Origin of the sequence: Longimicrobium terrae (assembly GCF_014202995.1) — a bacterium.
GTDB lineage: Bacteria > Gemmatimonadota > Gemmatimonadetes > Longimicrobiales > Longimicrobiaceae > Longimicrobium > Longimicrobium terrae.
This window is the reverse complement of the sequence record NZ_JACHIA010000009.1, coordinates 96,614-114,192: the sequence shown is the minus strand read 5'-3', so window position 1 is coordinate 114,192 and position 17,579 is coordinate 96,614. Positions and strand designations below refer to the sequence as shown.

Below are 17,579 nucleotides of genomic sequence, written 5' to 3'. Positions count from 1 at the left end.
TCTTTCTTTTCGAGGTCGCATGCAGACGACGCGCGAGCAGCCCGCTCCGGCGGGCAGCCCCGTTTCTCCCCCTTCCGCGCGCAGGGTGCCCGCCCCGGTGGGCTGGGCCGAGCGCCGCCTGGCCGCCGCGGGCCGCGCCGCCGAGCGCCTGCTGGAGCACGCGGGAGGGATGGCCACCCTGTTCTGGCGGACGCTGGTGTACCTGTTCACCGGCCGCATTCCGCTCAGCGAAGTGGCCACGCAGGTGTACTGGATGGGGATCGGCTCCATTCCCATCGTGCTGGTGACGGGCGGGCTGGCCGGGGTGGTGACGTCGCAGCAGGGCGGATACCAGTTCACCGGCAACGTGCCGCTGTACTACGTGGGCAGCATCGTGGCCAGCACCATCATCCTGGAGCTGGGGCCGGTGCTGACGGCGGTGGTGCTCATTGGCCGGGTGGGCGCGCGCATCACCGCCGAGCTGGGGACCATGCGGGTGTCGGAGCAGATCGACGCGCTGTACTCGCTGGGCCGCGACCCCATCCGCACGCTGGTGGCGCCGCGCATCGTGGCGGGGATCATCTCGGTGCCCATCCTGGTGGCCATCGCCAACGGCACGGGGCTGCTGACGGGAATGCTGTCGGCGCAGTTCACGCTGGGGCTGGGGCGGCAGTCGTTCTTTTACGGCGCCGGGCTGTTCTGGCACAACTGGGACATGTTCTACTCGCTGGCCAAGGCGGTGAGCTTCGGCTTCATCATTCCGCTGGTGGCCAGCCACATGGGGCTGGCCACGCGGGGCGGCGCCGAAGGGGTGGGCAAGTACACCACCGCCGCCGTGGTCACGATGACGCTGGGCGTCCTGATTCTGGACGCGATGTTCCCGCCGCTGCTGCTGAACTAGGGAGGCGCCGCGTGAACGACGTGATGGTGGAGTACATCGACCTGTACAAGGCGTTCGACCACCCGGTGCTGGCGGGCGTCACGCTGGACGTGGGGCGGGGCGAAACGATCTCGGTGGTGGGGCACAGCGGCACGGGCAAGAGCGTGCTGCTCAAGAACACCATCGGCCTGATCGTCCCCGACGCGGGCGACGTGGTGATCGACGGGCAGTCGGTGGTGCGGGCCGACCGGCGGCAGCTGGCCCGCATCCGCAAGAAGGTGGGCTACGTGTTTCAGAACGCCGCGCTGTTCGACAGCATGTCAGTGTTCGAGAACGTGGCGCAGGGGTTGAGCGACGAGGAGCAGAAGGAGCTGGGCACCAAGGCGCTGCTGGCCAAGGTGGCCGAGGCGCTGGAGCTGGTGAACCTTACGCCGCGCAAGGTGCTCAGCAAGCTGCCGTCGGAGCTTTCCGGCGGCATGCGCAAGCGGGTGGGGATCGCGCGGGCCATCGTGGGCCGGCCGGAGATCCTGCTGTACGACGAGCCGGTGACGGGGCTGGACCCGGTGAACGGCACGGTGGTGCACCGGCTGATTGACCAGCTGAGCACCGAACTGGGCGTCACCAGCATCATCGTGACGCACGACATCGAGGGAACGCTGCCCATTTCCGACCGGGTGGCCATGCTGGACCACGGCCGCATCCGCTTCGTGGGGACGGCCGACGAGTTCCGAAACAGTACCGACGCGCTGGTCCGGGCCTTTCTGGAGCGCGACGTTCCTGATACTGATGACCTGCTGGAGCCAGTATGATTCAGCGTGCTGACGGCAAGGCGCCCACCGCGCCCGCCAACCGACTTTCTCAGGAGGACCTGCGGGCCATGGCTCCCATCCGCGCACCCCGTCGTGAAATTCACGTGGGACTCTTCGTGGTGCTGGGCCTGCTGGCCCTGCTGACCTCGCTGTTCGCGCTGACGGACCCGGGCACCTTCCGCGGCCGCTACCACGTGTACACGATGGTCCAGGACGCCGGCGGCATCCGCAAGGGCGACCCGGTGCGCATGAAGGGCGTCAACATCGGCCGCATCCGCGACTTCGAGATCGGGACCAACGGGGTGCGGGTGGCGATGGAGATGGAAAAGGAGTTCATGGTTCCGGCGGACTCCAAGATCTCCATCGTGAGCGGCGGGCTGCTGCAGAGCATGGTGGCGGTGGTGGAGCCGGGCACGTCGCGCGAGCGGGTGCCGGACGGCGCGGTGCTCCCCAATGTAGACCAGCCCACCCTGTCGCAGTCGGCCGAGAGCATCGCCGCCAAGGGCGACAGCGTGCTGCTGCGGGCGCAGCGGCTGCTGAGCGACCAGACCATCAACGCGGTGGGCGGAAGCGCGCAGGACATGCAGGCCCTGCTCAAGCAGCTGACGCTGCTGGCGGCGGAGCAGAGGGTGCAGCTGACGCAGCTGACCACCAGCCTGCAGTCGGCGGCGCGCGGCATCGAGGGCACGGCGCGCAGCGTTCAGGCCACGGCGTCGCAGCCGGAGCTGGCGCGGGCGATCGCGCGCACGGATTCGCTCAGCATCAAGCTGGACGCGGCTTCGGGGTCGCTGCAGGCGGCGGCGCAGAGCATGGCCAGCTTTTCGGGGCGCATTGACCGCGGCGAGGGCACGCTGGGCAAGCTGACGCAGGATGACCAGCTGTACACCAACCTGAACGCGGCCGTCACCAGCCTGAACGAGCTGACGGCGGACATCAAGGCCAACCCGCGGCGCTACATCAACGTGCGGGTGTTCTGATCCGCGGTTGAGCGGTTGGATGGATGGAATGAGGGCGGGCCCGGAGCGATCCGGGCCCGCTTTCGTTTTTCGGCCTCTGACGACCTCGCGTCGCAAGCGAGGTCTGGTCCGTCCCCAGGTTGTCCTGAGCGGATGAATCCGCCGCTCAAACAGCGCAAAGCCCCGAACGGCGCCCACAGGCGCCGTTCGGGGCTTCAACTGCGTCCAGGATCGCCAGCCGCGGCGCACCGTCCGCGGCGGTGAGGTATTCCCGGGAATGTTTCGCGGGTTTGGATCGCCCGAAGCGTCACCTCCGGGGCGTTGCGCGGGTTCAGCGGCGGCGGAAGGTGATGACGCTGTTGTCGGAGGCGGTGAGGCGCAGGACGCTGCCCACCGCGATGCCGCGCATCGTGCCCTCGCCGAAGTTCACCATCAGCGAGTCGCCGCGCAGGCGCCAGGTGCCCGGGACCGTGTGCTCCCGCGGCTCCGGCGCGTCCGCGCTCTGCGCGGAGATCGTGAGCACGGCGGCATCGGGCGGGGTGAGCGCGAGCGTTCCGGCGTGCAGCATCACGTTGTTCTCCCCCCGGCCGCGCGCGGGGAGCGGCCGCCCGTCCACATCCGCCAGCACGTACGCGCCGCCGACCGCGTCCCGCTGTGCGCCCGGCCCGGCATCCGCCGGGCGGACGGGGATGGCTCCCGCGCAGCCCGCGCTCGCGAGGGCCACGCCCATGCACGCGGCGATCATCGCGCGGCGGGTGCTCGCGGCCAGCATCTGCGTGTCAGCGTTTCGCATTCGGTATGGCGGGCGGATGGTTGAATTTCGGCCAGCGGGGGCGCTCCTCGTGCCACCGTGCGGTGACCGCGGCAATGTATCTCGCGCGGCGCCGGGCACACAATCAGCCTCATCTCATGAGCGCGTGACACGCTCTGCCACACGCGGAAATCCGCCACCGCGCTGAGGTCTCCCCCTCTCCCGCTTGCGGGAGAGGGGGCCGGGGGGAGAGGGGTGCCCGCCGCCGCGCCAAACTCTCCGGAGCACACGAATCCGCCGTTCTCCCCTCCTCCGTGCGGCTGCTTGCGTGGAGAGGGGCCCCACGCCGCATCGGTTCACAAAGCTCGATGATCTCCACGTCTGACGGCGGGTGCAGGGCGATCAAGACTGCGTGAGCGCGGCACTTGCTACGGCCCTGCGGCAGCGGAGGCGCTCCGGCAGCGCCCCATCCATCCAGACGATCGCAGATCCCGTGAGCGACCTGACTTCCAAGGCGCAGTTTCCGGCGGAGGCCGGCAAGGACGGCGGATTCGTCCGCCAGCCCTACAACATCCGCGGCCGCATCACCGCGGACGGCTCCTCCGGCTTTCCCGCGGAGGCCGGGCGCTATCACCTGTACGTGTGCTACGCCTGCCCGTGGGCGCACCGCGCCATCATCGTGCGCAAGCTGCTGGGGCTGGAGGATGTGATCAGCATGTCGGCGGTGGACCCCATCCGCGACGAGCGGGGCTGGGCCTTTCGTGAGGGGAACGGGCACGGGCCGGACCCGGTGAACGGCTTCCAGTTTCTGTCAGAGGCGTACCTGCAGACCGATCCCACCTTTACCGGCCGGTATACCGTGCCCGTGCTGTGGGACCGGGTGACGGGAAAGCTGGTGACCAACAACTATCCCGACATCACCATCGACATGGAGACGCAGTTCGGCGCGTTCCACAAGCCGGGCGCGCCGGATCTGTATCCCCAGGCGCTGCGGTCCGAGATCGACGAGATCAACGAGATCGTGTATCGCGACGTGAACAACGGCGTGTACCGCGCCGGGTTCGCCACCGCGCAGGAGGCGTACGAGGCGGCGGTGGACCAGCTGTTCACCCGGCTGGACTGGCTGGAGGACCGCCTTTCCCGACAGCGCTACCTCGTGGGCGATCAGTTGACCGAGGCGGATATCCGTCTTTTCACGACACTGGTGCGCTTCGACATGGTGTACGTGGGCCACTTCAAGTGCAACCTGCGCCGCCTGGTGGACTATCCCAGCCTCTGGGCGTACGCCCGCGACCTGTACCAGCGCCCCGGCTTTGGCGAAACGGTGAATGAGGACCACATCAAGCGGCACTATTACATGACGCACGACCAGATCAACCCCACGCGCATCGTGCCCAAGGGTCCGGTCATCGACTGGACGGAGCCGCATGGGCGGGAGGCGCTGGGCTGATGGCGGATACGGAACTGCGCCTGCGTGACGCCGGCCAGGCGGACCGCGTAGCCATGCACCGCGTCACCATGGATGCGTACGAGCAGTACGCCGCCGTCATGCCCGCGGACGAGTGGCGCGTGCTGCGCGGTGCGTTGCTGGCGGCGCTGGCGAACGATGATCCCGCCGTGCAGCACATCGTGGCCGAGCGCGGGGATGAAGTGCTGGGGAGCGTGATGATCTTTCCGCCGGCGGCGAGCGCGTACGGCGACTTGGCCGCCGCCGTCCACTGGCCGGAACTGCGCCTGCTGGCCGTGTCGGACGCGGCGCGCGGGCTGGGCGTGGGGCGCGCGCTGGTGGAGGAGTGCATCCGCCGGGCGCGCGCGGGCGGGGCCTCGCACCTGGGGCTGCACACGGGGCCCGTGATGGCGGTGGCGCGGAGCATGTACGAGCGGATGGGCTTCATCCGCGATCCCGAACACGACTTCACCACGCCCGGCGGGGAGGTCGTTGCCGCCTACGTGTATCCGCTCGACGGCGCTGAGCAGGCGGGGCGCTGATTCGTTCGAGGGGTGGCGATAGACAGCACGGCGCAACAACAGCACAGCAAAAGTATAGCAACAGCACGGCACAGCACCACAAACAGCAACAGCGGCATTGGTTCGGCCGACGGGATTCGCGAGTTGCCCCGACATCCATGAGCGGATGAATCCGCCGCTCGAACAGCGCAAAGCCCCGACACCGGCCGCTGGCGCGTCCGGTTCGGGGCTTCAACTGCACGCGTAGGCGATTGAGGTGTGAGTTCTCCCCTCTCCGTGCGGCTGTTTGCACGGGGAGGGGCCGGGGGAGGGGCCTGCGAGGCCGGCGACGGGCAGATCCTTCGCCGCATCAAACCGGGGTATTTTCCCCCGCCAAAGGCGAAAACCGGCGCGGACCGGCGCTGAACGTATCACCGATCGCGATCGGTGGATGAAAATAGGGCGGCTCCTCACCTGTTTGAGGAGCCGCTCCGTTATCAACCATCCAGCCGATCTGGTGTGTGCTCCCTCTCCCACATCTGTTCGTGGGAGAGGGTCGTCGTGCGCAGCACGCGGGGTGAGGGCGTCAGGCGCTGGTGCAGTCGTACGGGTCGGTGGTGCCGCTGGTGGTGGCCGGGGCCACGCCGTCGCGGCGCGTTCCCACCTTCTGCTCCAGCACGATCCCCGTGTAGTACGCCTTGAGGATCTGGTCGTACGTGCGGCCCGCGCGCGCCATGCCCACGGCGCCGGTCTGCGCCATTCCCGCGCCGTGCCCGTTGCCGCCGCCGTACACGGCAAACCCGGTCTGCACCCCCGCCGCGTCCGTCGTGCGCTCGACGACGAAGAGCGTGCTGGGGAGCAGCGTGGGCACGCCGGAACTGTTGATGTACTGCAGCGACGAACGGATGGCCGTCTTGCTGTCCACGAACGTTCCCGCGTCCGTCACGTACTCGATCTGCGTCACGCGGCCGGTGGCGGAACGGGCAAGGATGTTGATGGCGTTCACCTTGCCGACCGGCTTGTTGGCGAAGTCGCCGACCACGCAGCTGATCTGCGCGTTGGTCCAGCGATAGTTCCACCGGTGCAGGCTGTGGAACCCGCCGTACGCGCCCGTCCACGACGGATTGCGAAGGTCCGCCAGCAGCGCGGTCGTGCCCGAAAGCTCCTGGCCGGCGGGCGCGTCCCACACGCCGCGCAGGTACGGCACGGTGGCGCTGAACACGTCTTCGCTGTTGGCCGTGCGTCCGCCGCTGGTGGCGTAGAAGAGCCCGTCGATCATCGCGCCGCCGTAGGTGGCCACGATGCCGGCGGTGGCGTTCACCGCGCTGTTGGAGGTGGGGTGCTCCGCCGCGTAGCCGCCGTACACCTGGTCGGCCACGGTGGCGCCCATGTCGTAGCCGTTGCTCCAGTGCTTGCCCAGGTTGGCGTGCGCGTAGGTGCGCGCGGCCACGGCCTGCGCCTTCTGCGCCTCGATCTCCGGGTACGTCACGGGGCCGAGTTCGCGCGGCACCACGCCGTACAGATACTCTTCCATGGGCAGCTCGTTGATCCCCGCCAGCGTTCCCGCGGAGTTCTGCCGCACCTCGGCCGTGCCACGGTAGGTGGCGCCGGCGATGAGCACCTGCCCGCTCAGCGGCCGCACCACAGGCGGCTCCACGGAGAGCGCCTGCGCGCCGCTCGTCCGCGTGGTGATGTAGCGCGGCTGGTTCTGCGACAGCGTGACGGTCTTCCACAGGGCGGCGGAGGTGGCCTGCCCCGCGGCGATCACCTGGTTCTTGTACACGCGCTCGGCGGCGGTGTCGATGGGGAGCGGCCGCTCGCCTACGTACACGCGCCAGCAGCTGGCGGTGGACACGAACTCCGCCGCGGTGGGAAAGCCGGCCGCGGTGCCGGCGGCCAGCCGCTGGTCGCGGTCCGTGGTGCTGGCCGTGCACACCACCTGAAGGCGGCGGCTGGTGACGGAAACGGCGGCGGTGCCGCGGGTGACGGTGACCACCTCGTTGGCGGCGCCGGACAGGAGGAGCGTGTTCGTCCCCTTTTCGCGCACCTCGTAGGCGCCGGTCGCGCCCACCTTTACGGAAGACGCCGCGGGCACCACGCCGATGCGGATGCGTCCCGCGTACGCCTCCACCGCCGCGCTGGGGCCGGCCGCGTCGGGCAGAGTCGCCGTGGGATTCGTGGGAAGCCCGTCATCACACCCCGCCGCGGCGGCGGCGAGGACGAGAAGGGCGATCCGGAGTCTGGGTCTGTGCATGGCGTTCCGGGGAAGGGGAGCGAGTGCCTTGGGGGATGAGGATAACACGATCCGCAGAACTCGTGCACCTCCCGCCACGATTCGCACAGCGTGTCCACGCGCGCCGTCCATCCCCGGATGACAACGCCGCCGTTCATCCCCCGATCCCGATCCCTGTCACAATCCCTCACCCCCGTGTCCGGAGGCGGATGCCGCGCGGGACTCCTCCGTGACCTCCGTGCATCCTCCGTGACCTCCGTGTGATACGGCAGTTCCGCAACATCGGACGCGAAGAGCCGTGCCGTCGCCGCACGGGGCGCAACACGTTATCTTTCACGATTGAAATCCACCGAAAGACAGGACGGACGAGCACCGCCATGACGGACGCCACACCGGGCCAGATCCCGCCCTCCATCGAAAAGATCCTGCGCCGCTTCGCCACGCTCACGCCCGACATGACGCGGCAGGCGCTGGTGCAGTACGCCAACAAGCTGCCGCCGCTTCCCGAGCGCCTTCAAGGGCTGGATCCGGCGCAGTACCGCGTGCACGAGTGCCAGACGCCGGTGGCCATCTTTCCGGAGGTAGTGGATGGAAAGATGTACTACTACGCCGACGTGCCCAGGGAGAGCGCGGCCATCCGCGCCCTGCTGGCGATGATCTTTGACGCGGTGAACGGCCAGCCGCCGGAGACGGTTTTGAACATTCCCCAGGACTTCGTTCGCAAGGTGATGGGGAGCATTGGCCTGAGCGCGCGCGAGGCCGGCCTTACGGCCATGGTGGAGCGTTTGAAGCGGGCCGCGCGGGGCGCCGCGGCGTCGTGAACGCAGAATCAGTGGTTTCCCTCTTGCGCAGGGGCGGCGGGGGGATTCTTTTTCCCCGGTGGCGCAGGGACTTCCCTGCCGCCGAACGAACAGGACCAGGACAAACGACGATGGCGTACGTGTTCGGGGGCCGGCGCGGGCCGGCCGCTCTGCTGCTTGCGATGGCGCTGCTGGCCGGGTGCAAACCCGGTGCAGAGGGCGGATATGACCGCGTCTCGTGGCGCGGCGACCCGGCCGCGCCGGTGAACGCCTTTCCGGATCCGCCCGAGGTGGTGCCCGGTTCCAGCGCCATCGGCGCCAAGGCCACGCCCATCGTGGCCAAGAACCTGCCGGCCGGCGTGACCCAGGCCATGGTGGACGCGGGGCAGACCAGCTTCGGCACGGTGTGCGCCAGCTGCCACGGCCAGAACGGCACCGGCAGCCCGGCGGCGCCCACGCTGAACGACATGGCGTGGATCAACATCACGGGGCAGTACCCCGAGATCGTGAACATCATCAACGTCGGCGTGCCGAACCCCAAGGAACACCCGGCGCCCATGCCGCCCAAGGGTGGCGGCAACTTCAACGACGCGCAGGTCCGCGAACTGGCGGCGTACGTGTACGCCCTCAGCCATCAGGGGGGAGCATGAGCAACCGCGACAACGAGACGTTCCGTACCGTCGAGGCGCGCCACCAGGGGTGGAGCGACGCCAACCCTCGTCCGCGCTCGCGTTCGGCGCTGGCCAACGCGCGCATCCCCGAGATGAGCGACGCGGCGGAAAAGGCGGCGGGCACGGCGGTGGGCGGCGGCGCGGTGGCGGGGCTCTTTCTGCTGGCCGTCGTCTGCATCGTGGCGGCGCGCAGCTGGTACGCCATCGACCGCAGCGGCGCGGGGCTGGGCTACAGCATCGCCGGCTTCTTTCTGCTGCTGGCCAGCATCGGCGGAACGCTCGCCATTGCCAACCACCTGTTCAAGGTCATTCCGGGCGAGGCTCCGCACCACCACTGAGCCATCGCGGGATGCACGCACGAGGCGCCGGCCGGGATTCGTTCCCGGCCGGCGCTTTTTTCGTTGTGGCGCAAAATTGTGCAACACTGCTTTCCCGCGGGGACGCGGAAGAGAGCGGAGGAACGCGGTAAACGGGCGGGCGCGTAGTTCCGCGGGGAGGCGACGGACGGAACGCTGCGCGGACCGGAGCAAGTGGATAAAGTAGACAATGCCTTGTTTGTAGCCGGATTGCGCGGGGTTCGGGCCGTTCCGTGCGGGGCTGGCTGTCTACTCTGTACCATTGAAACGGCAGGTCCGTAACGGAGCGCTCAACAGTTGACAGCGAGACGCAAATGCACCTATTCTGTGCAGCGCCCCAAACACGTCCGTTCCGTGATGTGCCGCGCACCGGCTCCCTGATTTCCGGCTCGCGGAGCCCTCCCAGCGTAAGACCCGAGGCACGGCCCGCGCGGCCGGCTCACGCTTCCCCGCCGTTCCCCCATACGGCCGTGACGCCCGAAATCGCCGATCTGCTGGAGCGCGCTACCGCACTGGAGCGCGCTGGACAATGGACCGAGGCCGCGCGGACCCTGAACCTGGTCTACGAGGCCGGCGTGCGCGCGCGCTCCATCGAGCACGTGCTGGAGTCCATGGTGCGCATGGGGCACTGCCACCGCGGCGCCGGCGCGCGCGAACTGTCCGACGACATGCTGCAGTTCGCCATGGCGCTGGGCGGGGCGCACAACCGGCCGGACATCGAGGGGCGCGCGGCCAACGGACTGGGGATGCTGGCCCAGGACGGCGGCGACCTGGTGGAAGCCGCGCGCATGTACCGCGTGGCCCACGAGCTGGGCGACCGCGCCGACGACCCCGAGCTGATGGGCGAGACGGAGCAGAACCTGGGCATCCTGGCCGCCATCCGCGGGGAGCTGGACGAGGCGCGCCGCCGCTACCGGTCCGCGCTCGGCTTTCTGGAGCGGGCGCAGAGCATCCGGGGCCGCATCTCGTGCCTCAACAACCTGGCGCTGCTGCACCTGACGCTGGGCGAACTCCCGGAGTCGTCCGGCTACCTGGACGCGGCGCTCGCCCTGTCGCTGGAGGTGGGCGACATCGTGCGGGCGGGCGGTGTGCAGATCAACCGCGCGGAGCTGTTTGTGGCGCGTGGCGAGCTGGATCGCGCCCGCGAAGCGTGTGACGAGGGTTTCGAGATCTTCAGCCGGCTGGGCGACGAGCCGCGGCAGGCTGAGGCGCTCAAGATCTACGGCATCATCTACCGCGAAAGCGGCAAGCTGCACCTGGCCACCATCCACCTGCAGCAGGCCATCGACATCACCCGCCGTACCAACCCGCTTCTGGAAGCCCAGGCGCAGCGGGAAATGAGCCGGGTGCTGCGGCTGCAGGGGCACAACCGGCAGGCGCTGGAGGCGCTGAACCGGTCGCATGCGCTGTTCACCGCGCTGCAGGCCAGCCCCGACCTGGCCGACATCGACGAGCGCATCGAGGATCTGGAGGCGGACTTTCTTTCGCTCGTGCGCTTCTGGGGCGAAAGCATCGAGGCCAAGGACCACTACACCATGGGGCACTGCGCGCGCGTGGCGGATTACGCGTGCCGGCTGGCGGAGCGCGCCGGGCTGGGCGGGCGCGAACTGGTGTGGTTTCGCATGGGCGCCTTTCTGCACGACGTCGGCAAGACGGAGGTGCCGGAGGAGATCCTGAACAAGCCCGGGCGGCTGACGGACGAGGAGCGCGCGCTGATGGAGCGCCATACCGTCATCGGCGACGAAATGCTGGCGCCGGTGGAGTTTCCGTGGGACATCCGCCCCATGGTGCGCAGCCACCACGAGCGGTGGGACGGGCGCGGGTACCCGGACGGGCTGGCGGGGGAGGAGATTCCGCACAGCGCGCGCATCCTGCGCATCGCCGACGTGTTCGACGCGCTGACGACGGCGCGCAGCTACCGCCGGCCGCTTTCGCCCGACGAGGCGCTGGAGATCATGGTGGAGGACGAGAGGTCGTTCGATCCGGAACTGTTCAGCCTGTTTCTGGACATGTTTCACGAGTTCGCCCCCACCGCCCGCGGCGCCGCCCTTTCCGCGCTCTGATCTTGTGCGCCGACAACGATCTGTGAGCGATCGATGAGAAGAAGCCCTCCTCCGGGATTCCGGGGGAGGGCTTTTCCTTCGATGACGATGCTCCGGCCCGGCGGTTGAAACCGCGCCTCGAAACACACGAAGTCCGCCTGCGCGGACTGCGGCCGAGACCATCTCCGGGTCCCCAGATGCAGTTGAAGCCCCGAACGGCGCCTGTGGGCGTCGTGTCGGGGCTTCCCGCTGGTTGAGCGGCGGATTCATTCGCTCAACAGAGCCGGTCGACGAAACACGGCTCGGTCGCTCAACGGATTCTGTCGATCAACGGACTCGGTCGATGGAATCCGCTCGTTGATCGGAATCTCGTGGCACCTCGGCTTCGCGGGCCCCTCCCCGCTGCCTCTCGGCCGAAGCAGAAGCGCGGAGAGGGGAGAAAGAAAGCGCGTCTCAGGCCGCGGCGGCGGGCTCGTCGGCGTCTACGGGGATGCCGCGGATGCGCAGAATGCGCTCGACGGCCTCGCCGATCTTGTTGTTGGGCGTGCTGGCGCCCGCCGTCAGTCCCACCACGATCGCGCCGCGGGGAAGCCAGTCCTCCGCCTCCACCTCGGGCGCGTCCAGCGGCGTGCCGGCCGGCTTGAAGCGGATGGTGCCCCGCTCCGGATCGATGCACTGCGCATCCGCCACGTGGTACGTCACCGTGTGCCGCGCGCAGAGCACCGCCAAGTGGTTGGTGTTGGACGAGTTGTATCCGCCGATCACCACCATCACGTCCGGCGGCCCCTGCGGCCCTTCCATGAGCGCCGACACCGCGTCCTGCCGCTCCTGCGTGGCCGAGCAGATGGTGTCGAACGAGCGGAAATGCGCCGCCGGGTCGTACCCCGGCTCCCCGCCGAAGCGGCGGGCCAGCGAGCGTCCCACCTCCGCCGCGATCTCCAGCGAGTCGCCGGAGAGCATGGTGGTCTGGTTCGCCACGCCGATGCGCGACAGGTGCAGGTCCGGATCGAACCCCTCCGACGCACGGTCCGCGAAGCGCGCCATGAACCCGTCGCGCGTCAGGGCGCCGGGCACGCCCTCCAGGTAGTCCATCACCAGCCGCGTCTCGTCCATGTTGCGGACGATCAGAAAGCGGCCCTCGGGATACTTGAGCGCCTGGCTGGCCGTGGCGCGCGTTTCCTCGTGCAGGTGCTTGCCGTGGATGAGCGCGGTAAAGCCGTCGCGCGCGTACTGGTCCACCCGCTTCCACACGTTCAGCACGCTGCCGCAGGTGGTATCCACCAGAATGCAGCCGATGGCCTGCAGCCGGCGGAAATCCTCCACCGTGGCGCCGAACGCGGGGAGGATGACAACATCTTCCGCCGTGAGCGCGCCGAAGTCGAAGCGCCCGTCCGCCTCCGGCTGCAGAAAGAGGATCCCCATCCCGCTGAGCCGCTCGTTGATGTGCGGGTTGTGGATGATCTCGCCCAGCAGCAGGATGCGCCGGTCGGGGAACTGGGCGCGCGTTTCGTAGGCGTACTCCACCGCCCGGTCCACGCCGTAGCAGAACCCGAACTCCTCCGCCAGCCGCACGGTGACGCGCTGGTCGCCCTCGCCCCAGTGGTCCTGAAAGCCGCGCGCGCGCAGCCGCTCCACCACGCCGCTGTGGTACTCGGAGCGGATCAGCGGCGCCACGTGCTTCTTGAGGCCGAAGCCCCGGCGGAAGTAGGTTTGCTCCATGGGCGTTGCAGCGGGTGCGCGGACGCGGGGCGGGGCCCCGCAAATCAACCTGAACGCTAACGGAACGGCGCCCCCGCCGCAACCGCCGGAAGCCGTTGCCAAGGCGCGATTTGCCTGTGCGGGGAATGCTTCTTGCCCCGCGCCCCGCCGTACGGGCGGCACTTTCGCACCCTCGCACTTTCGCACTTTCGCACTTCTGGACTCGCCGTGGCCAAACCGGGAAAAGGAAAGACGCTGGGCGGCGCGCCGCGCTCGGGGCGGTGGACCAAGCAGCCGGAGGAAACCCGGATGGGCGGACGCCACCGCGGTTCGCTCATCGCGCTGGGCGTTCTGGGCGTGCTGCTGCTGGGGGGATTCGCCGGATACATGGGGTGGGCCAACCAGCAGCTGGGCGGCGGCCTGCTCAGGCAGGAGCGCGAGGCGCGCCGCCGGCCGGACTGGGTGCCGCTGCGGCAGCTGCCGGACTACGCCCAGGCCGCCTTCGTGACCGTGCTGGACACCACCTCCACGCTGCGCCGCCCGCGCTACGACACCAAGGGCGGGCGCGTGCACATGTCGCGCGACCTGGTGAAGCAGGTGTACGGGCTGCGGGGCGGGGTGCAGGACGGGGTGCGCGAGGCGGCCATGGCGCAGCTGCTGGAGGTGCGCAGCTCCGACAACCGGCGGATGGAGCTGTACCTGAACCGCGTGGCCATGGGCCGCACGGAAAGCTGGGCCGTGTACGGCATTCAGCACGCCTCGCAGGAGTACTTTGGCAAGGACGTGCGGCGGGTGACGGTGGGCGAGGCGGCCACGCTGGCGGGGCTCCTGCTGGAGCCCCGCATCAACGATCCCGAGGCCGTACCCGGGGCGGTGGGCGCGCGCCGCAACGAGGTGCTGCGCCTGATGTACGGCGCCGGCCAGATCAACCCCGAGCAGCTGAGCGCCGCGCTGGCCGAGCCGCTGAGCTTTCAGCCGGGCGAGGACTACGCGCCCATGACGCAGCCGCTGGACCGCCAGGCCCAGCCGGAGGTCATTCGCCTGCCGGAGGCGCTGCGGCCGAAACTGAATCCGGATTCGACGCAGACGAGTCCCGCGCCGTAGCCGCGGAGTCCGGCGCGGCGACGGGGGCGGGCGGCGCCTCGGGGCGGGAGATGTGAATCTGCATCAGCCGCCACTCCCCCTCCTGCCGCCCGAACACGCCGGACATCCGCACCCGCTCCGGCTGCCCGCCGCTGGCGGGAAACATCTCCACGAAGCCCGCAAACCAGGCCGTCCCGCGTCGCGGGTCGGCCTGTACGCGCAGGTCGGGGGTGCGGGGAAGGGAGTTGGCCGGGATCTCCAGCTCCGCGATGGCCGCCGCCAGCCCGTCGGCGCCAAAGCGGGGGCGCCCTTCGTTGCCGTCCACCCCCATCACGTAGGTGTCCACCAGCGGGCTCATGGCGCTGACCGCCTGGCCGCGGTCGCCGCGCGCCAGGGCCTGAAGAAAGGCGTTCACGTGGATGGCCACGTCCTGTTCGGCGTCGCGGCGTTCCACCTGCGAGGGGTCGCGCGGGTTGAGCACGTCGTCGGGTGTGCGCTCCACGGTGCAGGCGGCCAGGGAAAGCAGGGCGGCCACGGTCAGCGTCCGGTGCACGGCGTCTCCGTTCAGGGTGTCGGTGCGTCTTGGTGAACGGACAAGATGCGGTGCGGGTATCAGGAGTCAAGCTCGCGCGGGGCGGGGCGCCTTGACGGGCGGCGGCGGTCCCGCCATCGTCCATCCGCGAATTCCTGACTGTTGCTGACCGAAGTGGTGCGCTGATGATCTGGTTCGGAAAACAGCTCAACGAGGTGATGTTCACGCCGCCGTCCGGGGTAAACCCGGTGGGCGACGAAAACACGCGCATGGAGCACGCGCTGCGCTGGGTGGCCGCCCGCGAGCCGCACCTGGAGGGCGAGGCGCTGCTGGACGCGCTGGCCGCCACCGGGTGGGTGGACCGCGCCACCGCCGCGCGCCTCCTTCCCTGCTTTCGCGCGTTCGACGCGGACCGCTACTTCGCCGAGGCGCTGCGCTCGCTTTCGTTCCGCGGGCCCACGGCGGCGGGCGAGTTCCGGCAGCGCATCGGGCGGGTGATGGAGGACATGACGGGGATGGCGGCGCTGGGCTCCGTGGGGCCGGAAGAGTGCGTGCGCTTTGGCGACGGCGAGCGGCAGGGGCTGCTTCTGGCGTATCCCCAGGTGCAGTTCACGGTGGGCGGCGAAGCGGTCAAGGCCGTGGCCGCCGCGGTGGACGAGATGCCGGACGCGCTGGTGATCGTCGCGCGCAACTTTCAGGACAACACCGCGGGGCAGCTGAAGGCGCTGCTGCAGGGCTCGCAGGTGCCGGGGACGCTGATCACCGTCAACCTGCTGCTGGGGATGCGGGCGTCGGCGCTGCGGTACCAGCCGGGGCCGGACCGGGTGCTGCAGCTTCTGGGCGCCGGGCGTCCGCTGCGGTCGCGCGACATCGCGGTGCTGGGCGACCCGCGGAACTGACGGTTTTGTGGATGATGGATCAGGGGCGGATCGGCGGGTGCCGGTCCGCCCCTGATTGCGTCAACTGCCCTCACGCGGGGGTCGCGGAGGTCGCGGAGGTCGCGGAGGTCGCGGGGAGTTCCGCGCCGCCCGCCACTCCCGTGCGGATTCCTTCAGGCCGTCGTAGTCGGTGAGCCGGTTGTTTGATCAGCGACGATGGTGAAGAGGGCAATCGAGACATCATTCATCTCACGGCCCCGATCACGTCCGCTCCGCTGTCCCTCTGTGTCTCTGCGTCTCTGTGTGAGGCTTTGTCGTTGCTGTTCCCGCGACCTCCGCGCCCTCCGCGTGAGGGCAGTTTACCCAGCCAGGATCTCGCGCCCAATCATCCGCAGCGAATCGAGCATGCGGTCCAGGTGCTCGTCCGCGGTGCGCGGATTCATCAACGTGACGCGCAGGGTGCGGCGGCCGTTGAGCACCGTGAGCGTAATCCAGCCGATGCCGCTGGCGTTGTAGCGCGACCGGAGCTCGGCCTGGAACGCATCCACCTCCTCGTCAGGCCGGCCCTCCAGCGCGGCGGGCAGATGGCGGAAGCACAGGATGTTGCTTTCCGGCGCGTGCGACGGCTCGTAGTCGTCCGCGTCCGCCAGTTTGGCGTGCAGCGAGGCGGTCGTCTCGGCCGTGCGCTCCAGCAGCGCGGCAAAGTGGTCCGCGCCATAGTGCTGCAGGCACACCCACAGCTTGAGCGCATCGAACCGGCGCGAGCACTGCAGCGTCATGCGTCCCGCGTCGCGGCAGCGGTCTTCGCCGGGGCGGGCGTGGAACAGGTAGGGCGCCTTCTGCTGGAACGCGGCATCCAGATGCCGCCGGTCGCGTACCAGGACGGCGCCGGTGGACATGGGCATGAACAGCATCTTGTGCGGGTCCCACGCCACCGAATCCGCACGCCCAATGCCGTGCACCAGCCCGCGCATGGACTCGGACAGCGCGTACGAGGCCCCGTGCGCGCCATCCACATGCAGCCACACGCCGGCCGCTTCGCACACGTCGGCGATGCGGTCCAGCGGATCGAACAGCCCCATCGCCGTCGAGCCCGCGGTGGCGGATACGGCGAAGGGAATGCGGCCTTCGCCGCGCACGCGCTCGATGGTTTCCGCCAGCGACTCCGGGCACATCCTGCCGTCGCGCTCGCCGACGCCGATGACCGCGTCGCTGCCCAGCCCCATCAATCCCGCGGTACGCTCCACGGAGTAGTGCGAGTGTCCGGAAACGAGCAGGCAGGCGCGCTCCGCCTCGGCCGTCCGGGCAATCCCATCCCGCCAGCAGCCGGGAAAGCGCGCCTCGCGGGCGGCGAGCAGGCCGGTGAGGTTGGCCACGCTGCCGCCGGAGACGAGCGTGCCGTCCGCGCTCTCCGGAAAGCCGATGGCGTCCGCCAGCCAGCGCACCACGCGCGCCTCCACCATGGTGGCCGTGGGCGACATCTCCCACACGGCCAGCGACTGGTTCAGCAGGCTCACCATCGTGTCGGCCAGCACCGCGTGCGGCAGCGGCGGGGCGACCTGGTGGCCCATGTACATGGGATGATTGACGTGGATGGCGTCGCTCACCACGTCGCGCCAGACCTCGTTCCACACTTCGTCGGCGGGGCGGCCCTCGCGCGGCAACGGCTGGTCGAAGCGCGCCTGGATGGCCGCGGGGGAAAGCGGCGTGCTCACCGGGCGCGACTCGATGCCGGCCAGGTAGTCGGCCATGCGGTCGATGAGCGCGTGACCGGCGGAACGCAGGCTTTCGGCGTCCGCCGCGGCGGTGGCGACGGCGTCGGGAAGGGTGCTGTACATCCGTGCTCCGATGGTAGTTTTGATGCGGGCCAATCTACCACCCGGAACGGACTTGCGGCACCCCGGACGGGCGCGGTGCAGACCGGGCTGTATTCCGGATTCTGCACCCCGAATCACGCCGTCACG

General features: G+C 69.5%; 16 protein-coding genes. 11 read left to right on the top strand and 5 right to left on the bottom strand.

Translation table 11 applies throughout. The features are described 5' to 3' along the window. The first annotated feature begins 19 nt into the window (after window positions 1–19). The 3 genes from HNQ61_RS15625 to HNQ61_RS15615 are packed head-to-tail and all read left to right on the top strand — an operon-like array spanning window position 20 to window position 2,645. Window positions 20–880, top strand: coding sequence for an MlaE family ABC transporter permease (locus HNQ61_RS15625; RefSeq protein ID WP_170034933.1), 861 nt, complete (start codon window positions 20–22; stop codon window positions 878–880). Window positions 881–891: 11 nt separating this feature from the next. After that, on the top strand, window positions 892–1,668 hold the full coding sequence (locus HNQ61_RS15620) for an ATP-binding cassette domain-containing protein (protein ID WP_170034934.1): 777 nt from the start codon (window positions 892–894) through the stop codon (window positions 1,666–1,668). Further along, on the top strand, window positions 1,665–2,645 hold the full coding sequence (locus HNQ61_RS15615) for an MlaD family protein (RefSeq protein WP_170034935.1): 981 nt from the start codon (window positions 1,665–1,667) through the stop codon (window positions 2,643–2,645). The genes HNQ61_RS15620 and HNQ61_RS15615 overlap by 4 nt, the downstream gene beginning before the upstream one ends. Before the next feature lie 310 nt (window positions 2,646–2,955). Here HNQ61_RS15615 and HNQ61_RS15610 read toward each other — a convergent pair whose 3' ends face one another. After that, window positions 2,956–3,417 carry a hypothetical protein gene (locus tag HNQ61_RS15610; RefSeq protein ID WP_170034936.1) on the bottom strand — a complete coding sequence of 154 codons (462 nt, stop codon included), beginning with the start codon at window positions 3,415–3,417 and terminating at the stop codon, window positions 2,956–2,958. Window positions 3,418–3,868: 451 nt separating this feature from the next. Between HNQ61_RS15610 and HNQ61_RS15605 the strand changes: the two genes are divergently transcribed. Together HNQ61_RS15605 and HNQ61_RS15600 are read left to right on the top strand one after the other, a co-directional pair. Further along, entirely contained in the window at window positions 3,869–4,825 is a 957-nt protein-coding gene (locus HNQ61_RS15605) for a glutathione S-transferase family protein (RefSeq protein WP_338088127.1), read from the top strand. After that, entirely contained in the window at window positions 4,825–5,364 is a 540-nt protein-coding gene (locus HNQ61_RS15600; RefSeq protein WP_170034937.1) for a GNAT family N-acetyltransferase, read from the top strand. The genes HNQ61_RS15605 and HNQ61_RS15600 overlap by 1 nt, the downstream gene beginning before the upstream one ends. Before the next feature lie 544 nt (window positions 5,365–5,908). On the opposite strand, the gene HNQ61_RS15595 is transcribed toward HNQ61_RS15600, so the two are convergent. Continuing rightward, window positions 5,909–7,576, bottom strand: coding sequence for a SpoIID/LytB domain-containing protein (locus tag HNQ61_RS15595; RefSeq protein WP_170034938.1), 1,668 nt, complete (start codon window positions 7,574–7,576; stop codon window positions 5,909–5,911). A gap of 356 nt (window positions 7,577–7,932) precedes the next feature. Here HNQ61_RS15595 and HNQ61_RS15590 point away from each other — a divergent pair, with 356 nt between their 5' ends. From HNQ61_RS15590 to HNQ61_RS15575, 4 genes are all read left to right on the top strand, one after another. Further along, on the top strand, window positions 7,933–8,376 hold the full coding sequence (locus HNQ61_RS15590) for a SufE family protein (protein WP_170034939.1): 444 nt from the start codon (window positions 7,933–7,935) through the stop codon (window positions 8,374–8,376). A 110-nt stretch (window positions 8,377–8,486) separates the two neighbouring features. Beyond that, window positions 8,487–9,005 carry a c-type cytochrome gene (locus HNQ61_RS15585; protein ID WP_170034940.1) on the top strand — a complete coding sequence of 173 codons (519 nt, stop codon included), beginning with the start codon at window positions 8,487–8,489 and terminating at the stop codon, window positions 9,003–9,005. Beyond that, window positions 9,002–9,364, top strand: a complete 363-nt coding sequence (locus HNQ61_RS15580; RefSeq protein ID WP_170034941.1) for a hypothetical protein — start codon at window positions 9,002–9,004, stop codon at window positions 9,362–9,364. Before HNQ61_RS15585 ends, HNQ61_RS15580 begins: the two co-directional genes overlap by 4 nt. A 488-nt stretch (window positions 9,365–9,852) precedes the next feature. Further along, window positions 9,853–11,445: an HD domain-containing phosphohydrolase gene (locus HNQ61_RS15575; protein ID WP_170034942.1), complete on the top strand. Its 1,593-nt coding sequence runs from the start codon at window positions 9,853–9,855 to the stop codon at window positions 11,443–11,445. A gap of 432 nt (window positions 11,446–11,877) precedes the next feature. On the opposite strand, the gene HNQ61_RS15570 is transcribed toward HNQ61_RS15575, so the two are convergent. Next, window positions 11,878–13,143, bottom strand: coding sequence for a 4-hydroxy-3-methylbut-2-enyl diphosphate reductase (locus HNQ61_RS15570; RefSeq protein WP_170034943.1), 1,266 nt, complete (start codon window positions 13,141–13,143; stop codon window positions 11,878–11,880). Window positions 13,144–13,350: 207 nt separating this feature from the next. On the opposite strand from HNQ61_RS15570, the gene HNQ61_RS29615 reads away from it, so the two are divergent. Then, on the top strand, window positions 13,351–14,226 hold the full coding sequence (locus HNQ61_RS29615) for a transglycosylase domain-containing protein (RefSeq protein WP_170034944.1): 876 nt from the start codon (window positions 13,351–13,353) through the stop codon (window positions 14,224–14,226). On the opposite strand, the gene HNQ61_RS29610 is transcribed toward HNQ61_RS29615, so the two are convergent. Beyond that, entirely contained in the window at window positions 14,156–14,758 is a 603-nt protein-coding gene (locus HNQ61_RS29610; RefSeq protein ID WP_170034945.1) for a nuclear transport factor 2 family protein, read from the bottom strand. The two genes, HNQ61_RS29615 and HNQ61_RS29610, sit on opposite strands and share 71 nt — an antisense overlap. 164 nt (window positions 14,759–14,922) lie before the next feature. On the opposite strand from HNQ61_RS29610, the gene HNQ61_RS15555 reads away from it, so the two are divergent. Continuing rightward, on the top strand, window positions 14,923–15,636 hold the full coding sequence (locus tag HNQ61_RS15555; protein WP_170034946.1) for a hypothetical protein: 714 nt from the start codon (window positions 14,923–14,925) through the stop codon (window positions 15,634–15,636). Between the two features lie 338 nt (window positions 15,637–15,974). Here the strand turns inward: HNQ61_RS15555 and HNQ61_RS15550 are convergent, their stop codons facing one another. Then, complete coding sequence (locus tag HNQ61_RS15550) at window positions 15,975–17,453, bottom strand: pyridoxal phosphate-dependent decarboxylase family protein (protein ID WP_170034947.1); 1,479 nt, start codon at window positions 17,451–17,453, stop codon at window positions 15,975–15,977. Window positions 17,454–17,579: the final 126 nt, after the last annotated feature.

Coding starts and splice junctions, on each gene's coding strand:
- HNQ61_RS15625 (WP_170034933.1), top strand. CDS start 20: ATGCAGACGACGCGCGAGCAGCCCGCTCCGGCGGGCAGCCCCGTTTCT.
- HNQ61_RS15580 (WP_170034941.1), top strand. CDS start 9,002: ATGAGCAACCGCGACAACGAGACGTTCCGTACCGTCGAGGCGCGCCAC.
- HNQ61_RS15570 (WP_170034943.1), bottom strand. CDS start 13,143: ATGGAGCAAACCTACTTCCGCCGGGGCTTCGGCCTCAAGAAGCACGTG.
- HNQ61_RS15550 (WP_170034947.1), bottom strand. CDS start 17,453: ATGTACAGCACCCTTCCCGACGCCGTCGCCACCGCCGCGGCGGACGCC.
- HNQ61_RS15615 (WP_170034935.1), top strand. CDS start 1,665: ATGATTCAGCGTGCTGACGGCAAGGCGCCCACCGCGCCCGCCAACCGA.
- HNQ61_RS15610 (WP_170034936.1), bottom strand. CDS start 3,417: ATGCGAAACGCTGACACGCAGATGCTGGCCGCGAGCACCCGCCGCGCG.
- HNQ61_RS15600 (WP_170034937.1), top strand. CDS start 4,825: ATGGCGGATACGGAACTGCGCCTGCGTGACGCCGGCCAGGCGGACCGC.
- HNQ61_RS15595 (WP_170034938.1), bottom strand. CDS start 7,576: ATGCACAGACCCAGACTCCGGATCGCCCTTCTCGTCCTCGCCGCCGCC.
- HNQ61_RS15590 (WP_170034939.1), top strand. CDS start 7,933: ATGACGGACGCCACACCGGGCCAGATCCCGCCCTCCATCGAAAAGATC.
- HNQ61_RS15555 (WP_170034946.1), top strand. CDS start 14,923: ATGATCTGGTTCGGAAAACAGCTCAACGAGGTGATGTTCACGCCGCCG.
- HNQ61_RS15585 (WP_170034940.1), top strand. CDS start 8,487: ATGGCGTACGTGTTCGGGGGCCGGCGCGGGCCGGCCGCTCTGCTGCTT.